The 18,966-nt window shown below is 37.6% G+C and carries 16 protein-coding genes and 1 tRNA gene; 15 read left to right on the top strand and 2 right to left on the bottom strand.

The genetic code is table 11. The features are described from left to right. Positions 1 to 43 precede the first annotated feature (43 nt). On the bottom strand, positions 44 to 883 hold the full coding sequence (locus ACQ334_RS13575) for an alpha/beta hydrolase (RefSeq protein WP_430988771.1): 840 nt from the start codon (positions 881 to 883) through the stop codon (positions 44 to 46). A 121-nt stretch (positions 884 to 1,004) separates the two neighbouring features. On the opposite strand from ACQ334_RS13575, the gene ACQ334_RS13570 reads away from it, so the two are divergent. Then, positions 1,005 to 1,760, top strand: a complete 756-nt coding sequence (locus tag ACQ334_RS13570; protein ID WP_430988770.1) for a Rossmann-like and DUF2520 domain-containing protein — start codon at positions 1,005 to 1,007, stop codon at positions 1,758 to 1,760. Between the two features lie 297 nt (positions 1,761 to 2,057). Here the strand turns inward: ACQ334_RS13570 and ACQ334_RS13565 are convergent, their stop codons facing one another. Beyond that, a complete protein-coding gene (locus tag ACQ334_RS13565; protein WP_430988769.1) occupies positions 2,058 to 2,702 on the bottom strand; it encodes a hypothetical protein in 645 nt (214 codons plus the stop codon). Positions 2,703 to 2,834: 132 nt separating this feature from the next. On the opposite strand from ACQ334_RS13565, the gene ACQ334_RS13560 reads away from it, so the two are divergent. The 14 genes from ACQ334_RS13560 to ACQ334_RS13495 all read left to right on the top strand — a co-directional run bounded on the left by ACQ334_RS13560 (position 2,835) and on the right by ACQ334_RS13495 (position 18,938). Continuing rightward, a complete protein-coding gene (locus ACQ334_RS13560) occupies positions 2,835 to 3,170 on the top strand; it encodes a 2Fe-2S iron-sulfur cluster-binding protein (protein ID WP_430988768.1) in 336 nt (111 codons plus the stop codon). Positions 3,171 to 3,258: 88 nt separating this feature from the next. Continuing rightward, a complete protein-coding gene (gene iscX, locus ACQ334_RS13555; RefSeq protein ID WP_430988767.1) occupies positions 3,259 to 3,495 on the top strand; it encodes a Fe-S cluster assembly protein IscX in 237 nt (78 codons plus the stop codon). Positions 3,496 to 3,586: 91 nt separating this feature from the next. Continuing rightward, positions 3,587 to 4,102 (top strand): KdsC family phosphatase, encoded by a 516-nt coding sequence (locus tag ACQ334_RS13550; RefSeq protein ID WP_430988766.1) that lies wholly within the window; start codon positions 3,587 to 3,589, stop codon positions 4,100 to 4,102. A 63-nt stretch (positions 4,103 to 4,165) separates the two neighbouring features. Next, entirely contained in the window at positions 4,166 to 5,116 is a 951-nt protein-coding gene (locus ACQ334_RS13545; RefSeq protein WP_430988765.1) for a geranylgeranylglycerol-phosphate geranylgeranyltransferase, read from the top strand. Positions 5,117 to 5,123: 7 nt separating this feature from the next. Then, on the top strand, positions 5,124 to 5,690 hold the full coding sequence (locus ACQ334_RS13540) for a Maf family protein (protein WP_430988764.1): 567 nt from the start codon (positions 5,124 to 5,126) through the stop codon (positions 5,688 to 5,690). 90 nt (positions 5,691 to 5,780) lie between these two features. Then, on the top strand, positions 5,781 to 7,040 hold the full coding sequence (locus tag ACQ334_RS13535; protein ID WP_430988763.1) for a DUF2851 family protein: 1,260 nt from the start codon (positions 5,781 to 5,783) through the stop codon (positions 7,038 to 7,040). A 302-nt stretch (positions 7,041 to 7,342) separates the two neighbouring features. Further along, a complete protein-coding gene (locus tag ACQ334_RS13530; protein ID WP_430988762.1) occupies positions 7,343 to 9,457 on the top strand; it encodes an endonuclease MutS2 in 2,115 nt (704 codons plus the stop codon). A 40-nt stretch (positions 9,458 to 9,497) separates the two neighbouring features. Then, a tRNA-Ser gene (locus ACQ334_RS13525) sits at positions 9,498 to 9,582 on the top strand. 322 nt (positions 9,583 to 9,904) lie between these two features. Then, positions 9,905 to 10,996, top strand: coding sequence for a Fic family protein (locus ACQ334_RS13520; RefSeq protein WP_430988761.1), 1,092 nt, complete (start codon positions 9,905 to 9,907; stop codon positions 10,994 to 10,996). Positions 10,997 to 11,104: 108 nt separating this feature from the next. Further along, positions 11,105 to 11,692, top strand: coding sequence for an RNA polymerase sigma-70 factor (locus tag ACQ334_RS13515; RefSeq protein WP_430988760.1), 588 nt, complete (start codon positions 11,105 to 11,107; stop codon positions 11,690 to 11,692). A gap of 66 nt (positions 11,693 to 11,758) precedes the next feature. Continuing rightward, positions 11,759 to 12,880 (top strand): FecR family protein, encoded by a 1,122-nt coding sequence (locus ACQ334_RS13510; protein WP_430988759.1) that lies wholly within the window; start codon positions 11,759 to 11,761, stop codon positions 12,878 to 12,880. 231 nt (positions 12,881 to 13,111) lie between these two features. Further along, positions 13,112 to 16,462, top strand: a complete 3,351-nt coding sequence (locus tag ACQ334_RS13505; protein WP_430988758.1) for a TonB-dependent receptor — start codon at positions 13,112 to 13,114, stop codon at positions 16,460 to 16,462. Between the two features lie 18 nt (positions 16,463 to 16,480). After that, positions 16,481 to 18,043, top strand: coding sequence for a RagB/SusD family nutrient uptake outer membrane protein (locus ACQ334_RS13500; RefSeq protein ID WP_430988757.1), 1,563 nt, complete (start codon positions 16,481 to 16,483; stop codon positions 18,041 to 18,043). Between the two features lie 67 nt (positions 18,044 to 18,110). Continuing rightward, complete coding sequence (locus ACQ334_RS13495) at positions 18,111 to 18,938, top strand: LamG domain-containing protein (protein WP_430988756.1); 828 nt, start codon at positions 18,111 to 18,113, stop codon at positions 18,936 to 18,938. The last annotated feature ends 28 nt before the right edge of the window (positions 18,939 to 18,966 follow it).

Genomic DNA, 18,966 nt, shown 5'->3' with positions numbered 1-18,966 from the left:
AATCAAAATTTTTTATCCAAAACAGAAAAACAATTAACTGGCTTTATACAAAGTTTTCGATGGCTTTTTTCACTGCTTTATCGTGGTAAATTTTGCGGTGGCCAAGCCCTTTGGTGATCATAAAATTTATATTGTTGTGATTGTCATCTTTCACTTTTAAAGCATCATGCAATGGGGTAATGTCATCATCTTCGTCATGTATCCATAATATTTGTGCCTGTATATTATGTACGGCACGGCGTATAGAAAACCAGGCCGTTTCTTTGCCGCTCTTTTCAAAAATGATCTTTTCAAATTCCTTTCGCACTGCAGCATCATTTATTTTAAGCATGGCAAAAGCACCATCTACTGCAGAAGTGGTTTCTGTTGCCGGTGCAATAAATACAATTTTGCAATCGGCACTATGTGGTACTTCTTCCAAAGCAAGGCTTAAAGCAATGCCACCAAAGGAATGGCCAATAAAACAATGGATGGGGCCGTACAGTTCAATTACCTTTTTTATCATAGCGCTGTATTCAATGGCATTGGTAACCTTGCCATCGCTGTCGCCATGTGCAGGCGCATCAAAGGCCAGTACTTCGTAACCTTTTGCTACCAGGGGCGCCACATAACTTTCAAATTTATAGGCCGCCGATCCAAAACCATGCAGCAGTAATGCTTTTTTTTGTTGCGGATGATTCCAGCGATGGCCTTTTATATTGCGGCCGTCAATAGTGAATTGTAATGACTCTGCATGCTTCGGTTCTACTTTGCGTTTAGATTTTAAAAAAGGCGTACCGAATAATTCAAAAGCTTTTTCCGCCGCTTGTCTTTTAGACACAATGCTGAGGAGTTTAAATTTCGTTTGTATATAAGCGATTCCTAGTTTTTGTGTTATTTTCATAACATCAAAGATAACGTTAAGCAAATGGCAACAGCTTGAGATTAAGTATTTCTACTCGTTTTTTTAAGCAATTAAATAGTTTTATTTGTCGTTATCCATAAATACAAACACGAATAGCTTTATGCGAATTGTAATTATAGGCTCGGGTAATGTGGCTACTGTACTGGGGCGCTTATGTAAAAAAAATAATCACCAGGTAATCCAGGTGATGAGCAGGCACAAAGAGCATGCAAAAATACTGGCTGATGAATTAGGAAGCAGTTATACTAATTATGATGGCATTACCGATATGACGGCTGATATTTATATCGTAGCTATTACAGATGGCGTGTTGTTCGACCTGAATAAATCTTTTAAACTCGGCAATAAATTAATTGTACATACTGCAGGGTCAGTTTCTAAAGATGTGTTGCAGGAGATATCACATAACTATGGCATCCTGTATCCCTTTCAAAGCCTGCGTAAAGAAATGATAAGTATACCCGAAATACCGTTATTAGTAGATGGTAATACAGAAGAAGCTGCAACACTGATTGAAGATTTTGCAAAAACATTATCGCCGATAGTAAAACGTACCACTGATGAAGAACGATTAAAACTGCATGTGGCAGGCGTGGTGGTCAATAATTTCACCAATCATTTATATGCGCTGGCAGAAAATTTTTGTGATAAGGAGAAGCTGGATTTTAAACTGCTGCTGCCCCTGATACAATCTACTGCACAACGTATCAGCGATATATCGCCCAAAAACCTGCAAACCGGGCCTGCCATCCGCAATGATGTGTTTACGTTAGATAAGCACCTGCGCATCCTTGCTACGCATCCTAAATTGAAATATTTGTATCTGAAGCTTACGGATAGTATCATGAACCCGTGATCAGGAAAATATTTCATAAAGGGCAGGTGCGTTTATTTTGCAACAATAATTTGAAGCGAAGAAAAATGTTCAATGCTCAACATTCAATGTTCAATACTCAATAAAAGGCAAGCGCCTTATTTTTTACAACTTTAAAAAGAAATGGGAATCAGCATACGCTGCATTTCCATTGAAACCTGATCGTTGAGCATTGAATATTGAACATTTCTTTACAAATCTGGAAGTTAATCCTGCTACAACCTCAGCAAAAACCAAAAATCAGCATACACTGCATCTCCATTTTAACCTCCATATTTCTTAATGCCGGGGAAAAACAATGTCCGTTCTCACTTTATAAGGATCGATAGCTTTTCCTTTTGCATCCACAGGGTCGCCTACATAAATTTCATAGGGTGTTCCGCCAATAGCCTTCTTTTCATCTTTCATTTTCTCTTTAATGGCATCGTAGCCCTGGCTTAACAGGGAATAGGGGCCATAAAAATGCGCCATCACCACACTGTCTGCACCCATTTCTCTTATAAAAACACCGGCAGGAAGCTTAGCCGGTTTTTTAGCTATGGCTACACCGGCTTCAAAAAAGTAAGGTGCTTTTTGGGTTTTGTACCAGGCCATTGGGGCGCCGGCCATTTTAAGGCCGTTCTTTTTAAGTACTTCGGCCAGTTTTACGCCGTATATCATGCCCAGTTTTACACTTATGCGGTCGAAAGTTTTTGCGCTGTCCTTCATGTACAATACCATTCTTTTGGGGGCAACGGTATCCAGTATATTAATGATGCCGGGTTTTTCAGCAACCACCGGTTCATCCTTCTTTTTTTCGGCGGGTACAGTATTCGTCCGCACCGGCTTTAAAGTATCAGCTGCATTTTTCCCCCCGTTTTTGTCGTTGTTATTACAGGAAGCTAAAAAAAGGAGTGTGGTTGTTGCAATGAGGGTGTATTTCATTTTCGAAAATATTTAAATAAGTGCGGAAATTAGTGAAACCTTTTTGAGTTTACAAACAAGTTTACAATATGTTTTCGTAATATTTTCCTGTATTGGTAATTTAAAGTAGGTTTGCAATCCGAAATTTGCAGTATGTACACGATAACATTTAAATTTGAGCAGAAGGGGCTGGAGCCAATCACACTTAATAATATAGAACCTGACCAATCGATATTAGAAGTAGCTTTAAAAAACGACATTGACCTACACCATAACTGTGGCGGGGTTTGCGCCTGCAGTACTTGTCATTTATACCTGGAGCAGGGGGAAGACCTGGTGGAAGAGCTGAGTGATAAAGAAGAAGATTTTATCGACCGGGCCATTAATCCGAGATTGAATTCGAGGCTGAGTTGCCAGTGTGTGTTGCTGGAAGGCGATGGCAACCTGGTGGTAACACTGCCGGATCAAACGCAATTTTTAGGCGAATAAAACAAGTTTATTGGTTAACTGGTTTATTAGTTTACTAATATGGCCAATCAACTGATTAACCAATTAACAAATAAACCAATTAACCATCATGAGTTTTGAACTGCCCATACACTGGAACGATTACGAGGATATTGCCATGAAACTGTACGAACGTTTTGGTGATGATTTTAATGAAAGCAAAATTTACCGCATTCGTTTTACCGATCTGTTGAAATGGGTCTTAGAGATACCTAACTTTACCGGCAAAGCCGAAGAAAGCAATGAAGGCCACCTGGAAATGATCCAAAGCACCTGGGTGTATGAGTGGAGAGATAATCAGAAGTGATTTCGGATTTTAGATTTATGATTGCGGATTTATGATTGAATTCGTTCGTTACAATCCAAAATCATAAATCATACATCATAAATTTCCCACTATGCTCGGACTCTTTAAGAATATAAAGACTTTTGTTTTTGATATTGATGGCGTACTGGCTATTGATACCATGATTGTGATGCCGGATGGAGAACTGATCCGCAGCATGAACAGCAAAGATGGTTATGCATTACAACTGGCTATTAAAAAAGGCTATCATGTGGTGATCATTACCGGCGGCAATTCAGCAGCGGTAAAACAAAGGTTGGTGAAGCTGGGCGTTAAAGAAGTTTTCTTAAGTGTGCACAATAAAGAGGAAAAACTAAAAGCCTACGCAGCCGAACAAAACCTGGATTTAAGCGAAATGCTGTATATGGGTGATGATATTCCTGATTATATGGCCATGAAATTAACAGCCTTGCCTTGTTGCCCTGTGGATGCAGTACCCGAAATAAAACAGATCTGCAAATACATTTCTCCTTACAAAGGCGGCTACGGTTGCGGCAGGGATGTTATTGAAAAAGTGCTGAAGCTGAATGGCCACTGGGATGTAGATACTTCACTCACTTCTACCTGAGCATTTGCTAATCAATTTTACTTTTAAATTTTCTATTACTAACTTCGGCGCACAAATTAATTAATGAAATTAGTAACCGCATTTCTTCGCCTTATCCGGTGGCCTAACCTGGTGTTTATTGTGGTTACACAGTGTTTGTTTTATTATTGCATCATACTTCCATTTAACAGGATCGGTGGTGTTTTCTTTTTCGATAACAGAAGCCTGGTTTGTCTTATTTTATCTTCTGTTTTAATTGCAGCTGCAGGCTATATCATAAACGATTATTTTGATCTGAATATTGACCGGGTAAATAAACCTGAAAAATTAGTTGTTGAAAAGATCATCAAAAGAAGATGGGCTATTGTGTGGCACATCCTGTTATCAGTTACCGGCGTTTTATTAAGTGTTTATGTAGATTTAAAAGAACGTACGCTTTGGGTTGGATTTGCCAATCTTTTATGCGTACTCCTTTTATTTGGTTACTCTGCTTCGCTGAAAAAGAAATTTTTAGTTGGCAACGTGCTGATTTCTTTGTTAACAGCATGGGTGATAATAGTAGTTTTCCTTTGCTATTATTTTAACAGTTATTATCATCAATTTGGCGATTATCAAAATCTTTATAGTTACATAAACAGGCTTATTAAATTGTCTTTTGTTTACTCCGGTTTTGCATTCATTATTTCGTTGATAAGGGAAGTGATAAAAGATATGGAAGATATGGAAGGTGATGAAAAATACGGCTGCAAAACAATGCCGATTGTTTGGGGTATTCCGGCATCAAAAGTTTTTACAGCGGTCTGGCTGATCGTTTTAACTGGGGCGGTGATTATTTTGCAATTCTATGCTTTGCATTTACATTGGTGGTGGAGTGTGATTTATTCAGTAGTAACCATTATCATTCCTTTATTATGGATACTGCGGAAATTATATACCGCACAGGTTGCTAAAGATTATCACCAGTTAAGCACTGCGGTTAAGCTTGTAATGCTTGCAGGAATCCTGTCCATGGTCTTTTTTAAAATTTACTCCTGAAACGGATATGCAAAAAATAATATTAGCCTCACAATCACCAAGGCGCAAACAATTACTGGAATGGGCCGAAATACCTTTTGAAATTATTGTGGCTGATACAGACGAATCTTTTCCTGGTCATTTATTGCCCGAAGCTGTTGCTGTGTATATTGCAAAAAATAAAGCCCTTGCCATTCAGCAATCCAACAATATCACTATTCCCATTCTTGCTGCTGATACTATTGTGGTTTTGCAAAACGAGATCATCGGCAAACCAAAAGACAGGGAAGATGCCATCAATATTTTATCCCGCCTTGCCGGCAATCACCATAAAGTAATTACGGGTGTGGTAATTTTAAATGGTGCAGAAGAGATCAGTTTTGCAGATGTTACCGATGTGGAATTTCATCCGCTCACCAAAGCACAAATTGAATTTTATGTAGATAAATATAAACCGTACGATAAAGCCGGCGCCTATGCCATACAGGAATGGATCGGTGTGGTGGGTATTAAATCTATCCGTGGTGATTTTTATAATGTAATGGGCCTGCCCGTAAGCAGGGTAGTGCAGGCTGTTAGTACGTTAAATAGTTAATTTGTTTATTGGTTTATTAGTATATTAGTATTCGTTTTAGTTTCACCTTATCTGTTGAATGAACTGGTTAACCCATAAATTAACTATGTTATGACAGAAAGGTTGTTGCAATACATCTGGCAGTTCCAGTATTTTACTAATAGCAAACTGCTTACTATTGAAGAAGAGCCGTTACAGATCATCCATCCCGGTACTTACAATACCAACCAGGGGCCGGATTTTATTGATGCTAAAATAAAAACCGGTACTACTACCTGGGCAGGCAGTATCGAACTGCACATTAATTCTTCTGACTGGAAAAATCATAAACATACCGGCGATAACAATTATAAAAATGTAATACTGCATGTAGTGTGGCAGCATGATATTGATTTACAATTACCATTTTCTACATTGGTTTTAGAAGATAAAGTATCGAAATTTTTATTGGTAAAGTACAATGGATTAATGAACGCCAATAGTTTTATTGCCTGCGAAAAGATGATTCACCAGGTAAATCAACTAAGCTGGATCTCCTGGAAAGAAAGGTTATTGGTCGAACGATTGCAAAGCAAGTCGCTCCTCGTATTGGAATTTCTCAAAAAAAATAATAACCATTGGGAAGAAACTTTCTGGTGGCTGCTGGCAAAGAATTTTGGTATAAAAGTTAACAGTGATGCCTTTGAAAAAATAGCACAATCTATTCCCATCAATATTTTAGCCAAACATAAAAACCAGGTCCATCAATTAGAGGCTTTATTATTAGGTCAGGCTGGTTTACTCAACCATAATTTTACTGAAGATTATCCGCAATTATTGCAAAAAGAATACCACTTTCTTAAAAATAAATATCAGCTGCAAAAAGTTGAAGCACCACTTTTTTTTCTTCGTATGCGGCCTGCTAATTTTCCTTCGGTGCGGCTGGCACAGCTTGCCATGTTAATACATTCCAGCCTGCATTTATTTTCTTCCATTAAGGACAGTAAAACTATTAAGCAGGTAAAAGCTTTGCTGGATGTTACCGCTAATGATTACTGGCACTACCATTATATGCCGGATGAAGCCTCGGCATTTAAAAAGAAAAACCTGGGCATACAAATGATAGATAATATTCTTATCAATACAGTAGTGCCGGTTTTATTTGCCTATGGATTGTACCATAAGGAAAATAGTTATAAAGAAAAAGCCTTGCAATGGCTTACAGAAATTGCGGCCGAAAAAAATGCCATCACGAAGGGCTTTGTTGCATTGGGGATAGAAAATGCGAACGCTTTTGATTCGCAGGCTTTGATACAATTGAAAAATGAATATTGTAATAAAAAAAGGTGCCTTGATTGTGCTGTAGGCAATAAACTGCTAAAAGAAAGGTAAAGAAGGTTGCCAACCCTTGTAAATACTTTTAAAAGAAAAATTATTGCTACAGGGTTGGCAACCTTTAATAAATTAAAGCCACAGAATAATTGCATAAGTTCTTCGTGCTTTTGTGTCTTTTTGGGCTTTGCTTCACTAAATATTTAGTAATAATACCACAGAGCCACAGAAGCCACAAAGGAGGTTTCAGCAAGCCTTTGTTGCGGAGTGTGCAAACAAAAGCGTAGTACAAATGTTGTGATAATTAATACGCAATGGTTTTTTGTACCTTTGCAGGCTTAAAAGATACAACAGATCATCAAATGAAATTTTTTCCGGAATCCGCCTTAGTGCAGTTAGAATTTGAGAAGGTAAAAACCTACCTGGCATTGCATTGCCGTACAGAATATGCCAGGGCAAAGGCAAACACACTCCGTATTCACACCAAAAAGGAATTTATACAAACCGAATTGCAGCAGAGCAATGAGTACAAAGGTATTTTGCAAACCGGCTTGTATTTCCCCAACGATTTTGTATTAAACCTGCAGAAAGAGTTAAAGCTTTTAGGTATTCCCGGGGCGGTGTTAACCGGCGAACATTTTTTGCATATTAAAAAACTGGCAGAGAATACCGCTAATATTTTTCGCTGGTTTGATAATGAAAAAAGAATTGCCTACCAGGCTTTATCAAGGGTTATTGAAAATACGTACTACGAAAGAACGATCATCGAATTAATTGATGAGATACTGGATGAAACCGGTTATGTAAAAGATACCGCAAGCGAAGAGCTGGACAGGATAAGAATGAACCTGTACAAAAAGCGGAATGAATTACGCAGGCTTTTTGATAAGATAGTAAGTAAGTTAAACAAACAAGGCTACTTAGCAGATATAGAAGAGAGTTTTATGAACGGCAGGAGAGTGCTGGCCGTTTTTGCAGAACAGAAACGTATGATAAAAGGCGTGTTGCATGGCGAAAGCGATAGCCGTAAAACCACTTTTATTGAACCGGAAGAAACCACAGAACTCAACAACGAAATTTTTTCTTTAGAGCATGATGAGAGCAGGGAAGTGTACCGCATATTACGTACCCTTACACAAAAGCTGAGTGTATATGCGCCATTGTTAAAAACGTATCATGATGTTGCAGGAGAGTACGATTTTATAAGAGCCAAAGCAAAATTTGCAGCAGAGTACAATGGTAATTATCCCATGGTGAGTGATAAGGCGCATGTGCAGATAGTGAATGCTTATCACCCGTTACTTTTTTTATACAATGTAAAAAACAATAAACCCACCATACCTGTTAACCTTACACTAAATGACAGGCAAAGAATTTTAGTGATCAGCGGGCCTAATGCCGGCGGCAAAACTGTAACATTGAAAACAGTTGGTTTATTACAATTGATGATGCAAAGCGGCTTATTGGTTCCTGTGCATCCTGATAGTGAAATGGGCATCTTTAAGCAACTGATGATACACATTGGTGATACACAGAGTTTAGAATTTGAGTTGAGTACCTATTCTTCTCATTTAAAGAACATGAAGCATTTTATGGAAAATGCCAATGGTAAAACATTATTTTTTATTGATGAACTGGGTAGCGGCAGCGACCCTAACCTGGGCGGTGCTTTTGCTGAAGTGATAATGGAAGAGCTGGCACACAAACATAGTTTTGGCATTGTAACCACACATTACCTTAATTTAAAAGTAATGGCCAATAAAGTACCGGGTATTATTAATGGCGCCATGCAGTTTGATGAAAGAAATTTATTGCCCATGTACAAATTGATTGTGGGCAAGCCGGGTAGTTCCTATACTTTTTCTATTGCTGAAAGAATAGGGTTAGAGAAAAGATTGATAGAAAAAGCAAGAACGCTGGTAGATGAGGATCATTTTACATTAGATAAATTACTGAACCGTACCGAACAGGACCTGCAAAAGATTGATAAGGAAAAAATTGAATTGCAAAAACTGCTGAAAGAAAATGAGCGCCTGAAAAAAGAAATGAACCAGGTACTGAATAAAGAAAAGCATGTGCAGGAAGTAGAAAAACTGAAATTGCAAAATAAAGTATCAGAAGATAAGCTGCTGTATTTAAAAGATATGGAGCGCCGCCTTAAATCGATGATCATTGAATGGCGAAAGGCAGAAGATAAAAGCAAAGTAGTACAGATGATCAGTGCTTTGTTATTTAATCAGAAAGAGAAATTCACTGTTGAGAAACAACAGAAAAAAATGAATGAAAAGTTTGAAGAAATAGGCGGCGATATTGTAATTGGAGCAAAAGTGAAGATGAAACAGAACCGCCAGGTAGGAATTGTAAAAGAAATTAAAGGAAAAAAAGCAATCCTCCAGGTGGGTGTAATGCCCATCACTGTTGACTTAAAGGACCTTGTGGTGGTAAAAGACAAAGAACAAACTCAAATAGTTGAGTAAAATTTTTGGGTTGAACTATTTCAAAACGTACTTTTGCAGCGGAGAGTTGGCAGAGCGGTCGATTGCGGCAGTCTTGAAAACTGTTGACTGTAACAGGTCCTGGGGTTCGAATCCCTAACTCTCCGCAGGTAGAAATACAAAAAACTTTAAAACGCTGTAAAATCGATGATTTACAGCGTTTTTTATTATTTACCTGTTTCTGAAACAAAGAGATTGCTACTTTTAATTGCTTTCCGGATCTCAAACATCTTTAGTGCAGTATATTACCTGCTTGCATTTTTTTAGCGGAGATTTTCGTCATGACAGGTTTTTAATGTTGAATAAATAAGCGTTAAGCAATGTTTATATCGAATTTTACAGTTATTTTCGTCATCACAAAAGTTTGATGTCGAATGGCATATCAAATTTTGAGGCAAAAGACGAAAATCACTTCAAAAATCAACACAAATGGCTTATAGTAAAAACTCCCCGTTTAATGATCTCCCCAACCTGCCTCCAATAGATTTTATTGAATCTCCCGAGATATTAAGGCATTTGGCAAAAGCAGCGAGGCATTTAGGAGAATTAAATGGATTATGTGCATCCTTACCCGACCCGCAATTATTGATTAATACCATAGTGCTACAAGAAAGTAAGGACAGCTCTGCAATTGAAAATATTGTAACCACACAGGATGAGCTTTATAAAGCCGCCAGTGAAGAGGGAACAGCCAGTCATGCAGCTAAAGAAGTATTAAGTTACCGGGAAGCCTTGTATGTTGGCCTGGAAAAAATGACAACACAAAAGAATTTATTAATGACAAATACGATGATAGAGATCGTTCAAACTATCAAACAAAATAAATCCGGTATCCGAACATCACCAGGCACAGCTTTAAAAAATGCTATAAACGGAGAGATAATATATACGCCTCCATGTTGCGAAGATATCTTAAGAGAAAAACTAACTGCATTGGAGCAATTTATTAATGACGCCGATAATTCTTTACTGGATCCATTAGTTAAAATGGCTTTTATACATTACCAGTTTGAAGCTATCCATCCGTTTGCTGATGGCAATGGGCGCACCGGCAGAATCGTAAATGCCTTATACTTAGTGCAACAACAATTGCTATTACAACCGGTACTATACCTAAGTTCATACATAGTAAAATATAAAACTGAATATTATCAATTGTTAAGAGCAGTAACAGAAAAAAATAACTGGCACGACTGGGTAATGTACATACTCACCGCCATAATAGAAACAGCACAGCTTACAACCCAAAAAATAAGAAGTATGCTTTCTTTAAAAGATGAGTATGAGAAACAAATGAAGCAAACATTAGGCGCTTCTTTTAGTTACGAACTGTTACAGCTTATGTTTACCTTACCATATTTAAAAATTGAATTGCTGGAAAATAAGAATATCGCTCATCGGCAAACAGCATCTGTTTGGCTTAAAAAACTTAAAGAGGCAGATATTTTAAGACCTCAAAAAATAGGAAGAACAACTTATTACATTAATTACCGGCTAATGGAACTATTATCAACTGATTAATAATGATGCTCTTTCAGCTATTGTTTTATAGCACAATAATATTATTTTAACTTTTTGTTGTATTGTTTCTCTAAAAAATTCTACATTTGATATTGATTGCTATTGTATATGGATAAGAGAAGGATCATATCTCCGAATGATTTGTTGGAAATTCAGCAAAGTATTGCTGATTACGAGGATGCCGCAGCCTACAAGAAGCTTTTCTTTCACTTTTTTCTCCCCCTCAAAAGTTTTTCATTTTCCATACTAAAGTCAAAAGAAATTGCAGAAGAAGTGGTTTCTGATGTGCTGATAGAGATATGGTCGAAGAGAAGGCAACTGATGGAAATTGAGAATTTAAAAATGTACCTCTATATAAGTGTGAGAAACGCTTCACTGCGCCGTTTACAGCAACTACAAAAAACAACCATGCTTTCTTTAGAGGACCTGGAGGTTGAATTTGCAAGTGCCGATCCGAATGCCGAAACTTACCTGATAACCAATGAGCTGGCGCAGAAAATTGATAGTGCTATAGAATCGCTTCCCCAGCAATGTAAGATCATTTTTAAACTGGCCAAGCAGGATAACCTTAAATACAAAGAGATTGCTCAATTATTGAATATTAGTGTAAAAACTATTGATAACCAGTTATCAACGGCGTTAAAAAAAATAGCCGCCGTACTTAACACCTCTGTTAAAAGGCCTTCTTCCAACTAATTACAATATTTTTTCCCGTCTTATAGGGGATTTGTTCTTTTTTTGCCTCTTTAATAACAGAGATATATGAATAGAGACAGAATCTGGACTTTAATGTCCCGGAAATTATCGGGAGAAGCTACTCAGGCTGAATTAATCGAATTGGATGATTTGGTTAAAATTCACCCTGATACAGATATTCCTGTTCAATATATTCATGAGTTCTGGTCGATACCGGCTGAAAGTGATGAAGAATTTTTAGAAGCCACTTTTCATTTACATAGCGAAAGATTAAAAGAAAAGGGATTTGACCTGGAAATAAATAAACATGAAACAGGCTCTTTGAACCTGGATATGCCCGTGGAAAGCAAAAGCAAAAAACGATTGTTATGGGCTAGCGCAGCAGTGGTAATCACCGCTGCTATTCTCGTTTTTACACTTTTCCCTGGTGCTAAAAATACCTATTCACAAGAAAAAGTTGCGCAAAGTGAAGTAAGCACAAAAAACGGCTCCCGTACCAAGATCCAATTACCAGATGGTACTTCAGTATGGCTTAACAGCAGTAGCAAATTAGTTTACGATAATGAACATTTTGGCACCGGCATCAGAGAAGTATCCTTAACAGGGGAAGCTTATTTTGATGTGGTAAAAAATCCTAACAAACCTTTTGTTATTCATACCGCAAAAATGGACATTAAGGTATTGGGTACTGCTTTTAATGTAAAATGTTATCCCGGCGAAAAAACTACCGAAACCAGTTTGATACGGGGCAGCGTGGAAGTAACCTTAAAAGACAGGCAGGAAAAGATCATTATGAAGCCGAATGAAAAGCTGATACTGAACAATGAGGATGTAAGGCCGGTTAAAAAATTGCTTTCTTCAACAAAACAGGCAAATGAAGTTGAAAAAGTGAAACCAATCATTGAATTAGGGCATCTTACTTTATATCCCAAAGACAGTTCCATTGTTGTAGAAAAAGGATGGGTAGACGGACGTTTGATATTCAGTGACGAGAGGTTAGAAGATATTGCGAAGAAAATGGAACGCTGGTATGGTGTTACTATTGTAATTACCAATGAAAAATTAAAGAAAGAATTACTGACCGGTTCTTTTGAAAAAGAAACATTTAGCCAGGCTTTAAACGCATTGCAACTTACTACTGCATTCAATTATAAGATCAATAAGGACGTAATTACTATTTCAAAATAAAAACCAAACGCTGCTAATGAAAAAAATAACCTCCACTAACACTTCGTAAAAATAAAAAACGGGAAATGTTGACGCATTTCCCGAACAGGCAAAATAAGGAAAACTTCAATCGCTCCGTGGAAAGAGACTTGGGTTTATCCTCTTTTTAATTTACCAAAACATAAAAATATGGAAAAAAACAAACAATTGTTTGCTTTGAATCGTCAAAGCTGTATTAAATTTTTACTGCATATGAAATTAACAATTGCTTTCATACTGATAACGGGATTACAGCTATCAGCAAAAACATATTCTCAGCAAAGAATTACACTTAAACTTCAATCAACAGAATTAAAGACCGCTTTAAAACAAATTGAGAAGAAAAGCATTTTTCGTTTCCTGTATAATAATGATGTTTTATCTGCCGATCAAAAGATAAATATTGATGCCAATAATACATTGGTTACCGATGTTTTAGACAATCTTTTCAGCAATACAGCTTTAACCTATCGTATTCTGGAAAATAACCTGGTGGTTATTACCCAGAAGAATTTTGTAGCACAGGCTGATGTAAAAGTCACGGGCCGTGTTACCAATGCCGGTGGAGAACCGGTGCCTGGTGTGAGTATTAAAATAAAAGGATCTGCAGTAGGTACGTCTACTAATGCTGCAGGTTTCTATTCTATTTCTGTACCCGACGGCGCGAGGCTGGTATTTACTTCTATCGGTTACGAAGAAGTTGAAATAGCGGTAAACAACCGTACTGAAATAAATGTAACCTTAGCTACTTCTACAAAATCTATTGACGCTGTAGTGGTAATTGGTTATGGTAGTGCTAATAAAAGAGACCTTACCGGTTCTATTGTAAAAGTATTAGGAAAAGATATCGCAGACAAACCTAACACTAACCCTATCGCATCATTGCAGGGCAGGGTGGCTGGCCTTTCTGTTGTAAACAATGGTACTCCTGGTGCTGCACCGGATATCAGGATAAGGGGTACCGTTAGTATCGGCCAGGTGCATCCTTTATATGTTGTAGATGGTATTTTTAATGATAATATCGATTACTTAAATCCTAACGATATCGAGTCAATTGAAGTATTGAAAGATCCTTCTTCACTGGCCATTTTTGGTGTTAAGGGTGCAACAGGTGTTATTGCTATCACTACTAAAAAAGCAAAAGCCGGACAGACAATTATTAATTTTAATACCAATTATGGTACTAAAAAACTGGTAGATAAAATTAAACTAGTTGATGCAGCCGGATTTAAAATGTTATTTGATGAAGAAAATGCTAATAACGGCGTAACTACTCCGGATTATTCTGCACTAACTGCTAATACAGATTGGATTGATGCTGTTACCCGTACAGGTAAATTCAGCAACAACAACCTGAGCATTTCAGGGAGTACAGAAAAGAACAGGTTTAGCTTGGGCTTGGGTTATATATATGATGAAGGTATCATCAGGCATGAAAAACTGGAAAAAATGCAGCTATCATTTTCTGACGAATTCAAAATCAACAAGGCGATTAAAATAGGTATTAACCTTAACTCTTCAAGGCAAAATAATCCTTTTGGTGCAGGAAGTGTTTTGGACGATGCAAGGAAGGTAATGCCTGGTATTTCTGCAGATACAAAAAACTTCAAAGTAGCGAATCCATATGGCGGGGATAGTATTACTACCGCTATTTATTCAGGACTTGCCACTTCTTTCCAAAATTCTGGTGTGGTTAACCCTCTTCTATCTGTGGAGAATACCTGGAATAAAAGGTCAAACATAGAATTCAGGAATGTTGGTAGTGTTTATGCTGAAATTAATTTTTTAAAGAATTTTAATTTCAGGTCTACTTTTTATGCCGATATGAGTACTGTAAATAATAGAAGATACGATCCGCTTTATTATGCATATAATCCTATCAATAATACTCCGTATTTATATGGTGCAAAAACACAGGTGGCTGAAAACGACGATAGCTATAAAAAGTTCCAGCAGGATCACATATTAACTTATAAAAAGACCTTTGGAGATCATAGTCTAACAGCAACTGCCGGATTTACTACTTATTATTTCGGGTATTTTGGTCGTGCGGCAGTCGCAAAACCATATACATCAGGTAATGCATTACCAATACCTGATGATAAAAGGTTTTGGTATATCACATCTCAATTTAATGACCCGGTTGCTACCATTGCAACGTCTTCTCAAAGGGAACAGTCAACTGTTTCTGGCTTAGCAAGAATATTATACAATTACAAGGGAAAATATTTTTTAAATGCATCTCTACGTAACGATGCATCGTCCTTGCTAGTTGGAAAGAACCGTAATCAGAAATTTTGGGCTGTTGGTGCTGCATGGGAAATTTCAAAAGAATCTTTCCTGCAAGACATTAGCCAAATCAATTACTTAAAATTAAAAACTTCTTTCGGTGTTTTAGGTAACCAATCTGCAGTAAATGCAAATGGAGATGTAATCTCTTATCCTGCATACCCGAATTTAAATACGGGTGTTGCAGCCGTGTTTGGAGTTAATACTTATGGAGCTGCTACTCCAGCCTACAATCCTAGTAAAGATTTGAAATGGGAAATCGTGGAAGCTCAGGAAGTGGGGATTGAATCAAATGCGTTCAATAACAGGTTGCACTTTGAAGCTAATTATTTTAATAAGACTACTAAAAATTTAATGTCATATTTAGAGAAGTCGTCTTTAGGTGTGCCGAATGAATTAACAAATGGCGGTAGTATAAGAAACTGGGGTGAGGAATTTACTGCTTCCTGGAATCAAGCTATTAATAAAGATTTTTCTGTAAATGTGGGTGGTAATATTACTTTCTTAAAAAATAAAGTAATAAGTATTGCTGAAGGAACAGTTGCCGGCTACTTTTCTCGTGCATTTCAAAATAACGGAAGTGCGGAAAGCAGAACACAACCTGGACTTCCTATAGGCTCTTTTTATGGTTATGTTGTTGAGGGACTTTATCAAAGTTATGCTGATATATTAAAATCCCCGGTAGCTTCCGCAATTGGAGCTTACAGGCCTGGTGATTTTAAGTTCAAGGACCTCAACGGAGATGGGAAAATTACAGTAGATGACAGAACTGTAATTGGCAATCCTACACCCAAATTTACTTACGGAACATCAGTAAATTTAAATTACAAAAATGTTGCGCTTATCATTGATATGGGTGGTGTCTATGGTAACCAGGTTTTCAGAACATGGGGTTCATTGGAGTCTCCTTTCCAGAGAGTAAACTATTCTGCTGAAAAATTAAATAGATGGCACGGTGCAGGAACCTCCAACTGGGTACCTATTCTAAGTCAAGGAGATAGGTTTAATTACAACGGCTCCACATACAATATCGAGGATGGAAGCTATTTCAGGTTAAGAAATGTTCAACTGGCATATACTTTTGCTCAACGTTTAATTTCAAGAGCAAAAATTAAAAATATCAGAGCTTATTTAAATGTACAAAATCTCAAAACCTGGAAAAATAACTTGGGGTACACAACAGAATTTGGTGGTGATGCTACAGCATTTGGATATGATAACGCCGGCGGTGCAATACCAGTTGTAAGCACTATCGGATTAAACGTAACATTTTAAACGATTAAATTCACAAATATGAAAAAAAATAAGATTATATTTTGGAGTTTACTCCTCACATTGCCGGTACTGGTTGCAGTTACTGGTTGTAAAAAATTTCTCGACAGAAAACCATTGACGGCAACATTAGATGATTTGAACCAGGGAACATTAGAAGCCCAGAGTTTTGGATTATATAGCACTTTACGTTATGCAGGATTTTCCACCTTACCATGGATAGATTTCCATAGCATCCGTGATGATGATGCTCAAAAAGGTAGTAGTACAACTGACGGTGCTGAGATCAATACTGAATTTGAAACCTTTCAATACAGTAAAGACGATTGGGCTCCTAATACTTACTGGAATGATCACTATTACATGATTAATTTATGTAACAAGGAAATATATTTTGCTGATTCGCTTAAAGCAACAGATCCTGCATCTTTAAGAAATGTTGGCGAGGCTCGGTTCTTCAGAGCTTACTGTTTCTTTGAATTAGTTAAGACATATGGAGATGTGCCGTTAATTAATTTCTATTTTACTAATGCTGCTGATGGTATCAAGCCAAAATCACCAGCCACTGCAATTTATGCTCAAATTGATGCTGATCTAACTTTGGCAGCGCAGTATTTACCAGTGAACTGGGTGGTTGGTGGAACCAATATTTATCCGGGAAGACTAACGAGTGGCGCTGCAAAAACGCTATGGGCCCAAACCTATTTATTCAGGCAGAACTGGGCTAAAGTAATACAGCTTTGTAATGAGGTGATAACAACTAATCAATACTCTTTGGCCACAACCTTTCCTGAAATATGGAAAGATGGTTTAAGTGGTGCCGGTAAAAACGGGCCTGAATCGATATTTGAAATGAATTGTAATGTAGGTGCAAATGGTACTGCAAACAACGGCGTACAATGGGGTACCTGTCAAAATGTTAGACAGGGTGGTGCTACCAATGTTTGGAATTTGGGTTGGGGATGGAATACACCTACACAAAAATTAGAAACAGCATGGCCGGCTACCGATCCACGTAAAACACAAACCATCCTGTACTCAGGACAGTTTGATGGCGGACAAGCTGCTGGCGGGTATGGTGCAACGTTACCTGCTTATGCTCCGGGTCCGGGCCTGGATCAGCCTTATTGGAATAAAAAAGTGTATTCCGATCCTTCCATGCGCCAGTTTACCGGGCAGATATTCGGAAGTGGTGGGGCAGACTGGATCAATCACAGGATCCTTCGCTATGCAGATGTTATTTTAATGCTGGCAGAAGCTGCTAACGAATCGGGTGATGGTGTAACTGCAGCAGCAAATCTTGAAAAGATAAGGTATAGAGCAAGTGGTAATCAAGCTATAGGCCGTACGATTGTACCTTATATAGCATTTGTAAACCAGGCTCAAATGCGCCAGGCTATTAAAGACGAAAGAAGATGGGAGTTTGCGATGGAAGGCTATCGTTTTTACGATTTGGTTCGTTGGGGTGATGCTATTACTGAATTAGGGCCTTTAGGTTACACTAACCGTTGCAGGTTCTATCCTATACCTCAAAAAGCAATCGACCTGTCAGGAGGTGTGTTAAAACAAAATCCTGAGTGGTAAAAAATATTCCCTGCCTGTTATTTAACGGGCAGGGATTTTATAATAATCATTTATAAAAAAATAAATTATGAACACTTTTAGTAAAATACTTAAGAATGCCTCTTTTATTTTGGTATTTTTTATTGCAGCATCTGGTTGTAAAAAAACAACACAGCCTGCTTTAGGTGATTATCCAAAAGATGCTAACCCTCCGGGCGGGCCTCTGAAATTTTATGTAGCGTTTGATGGTACCAGTACCAACCCTTTAATGAATGCTGTGGATAGCACCCGTGCTAATTTCCCTGCTACCAATACCGGTGCTGTAGCTGATGGTATATCAGGTAAATCTTACAAAGGAAGTGAAACTGCTATTGCTAAATATGCAGGTGTAAACGACTTTGGAAAATCTACAAGTTTTACTATTGCTTTCTGGATCAAGAAAACGCCGCAGGCATCAGGCAAAGGCACCAACTTTGCTTTTTCAATGGATAAAAAAGATTACAGCTGGACAAACACTAAATTATTCCTGGAGTTTGAAGACTGGAGTACAACAAGTGTAGGTAATTGCAAATTGTACATCATGGATCAATGGACAGAATATATCAATGGTAATGGTATGCCGAATGTATTGAATGGCAACTGGCACCACCTGGCATTTACTTACAATGGTACTAACTCTACCTTAGTAGCTTACATTGATGGTACTATGTTCAGAACAAATACTCTTAGCACACCTTCTCCATTAAAAGATGGTTTTGGCGATTATGATGATTTTGTAATTGGCGGACTTAGCGATTATACGCACAGCAAAAATACCTGGATGAATAACTGGGATGGATCAATTGATCAGTTCAGGTTATATGGTACTGCTTTAACAGCAGCTGAAGTAAGCGCCTTATACGCAAGTAAATTGTAAGTTTTTTTCATATAGCAGGCAGCAAATC

This window comes from Ferruginibacter sp. SUN106 (assembly GCF_050611765.1).
GTDB lineage: Bacteria > Bacteroidota > Bacteroidia > Chitinophagales > Chitinophagaceae > Ferruginibacter.
This window is presented reverse-complemented; position numbering and strand designations above follow the sequence as displayed.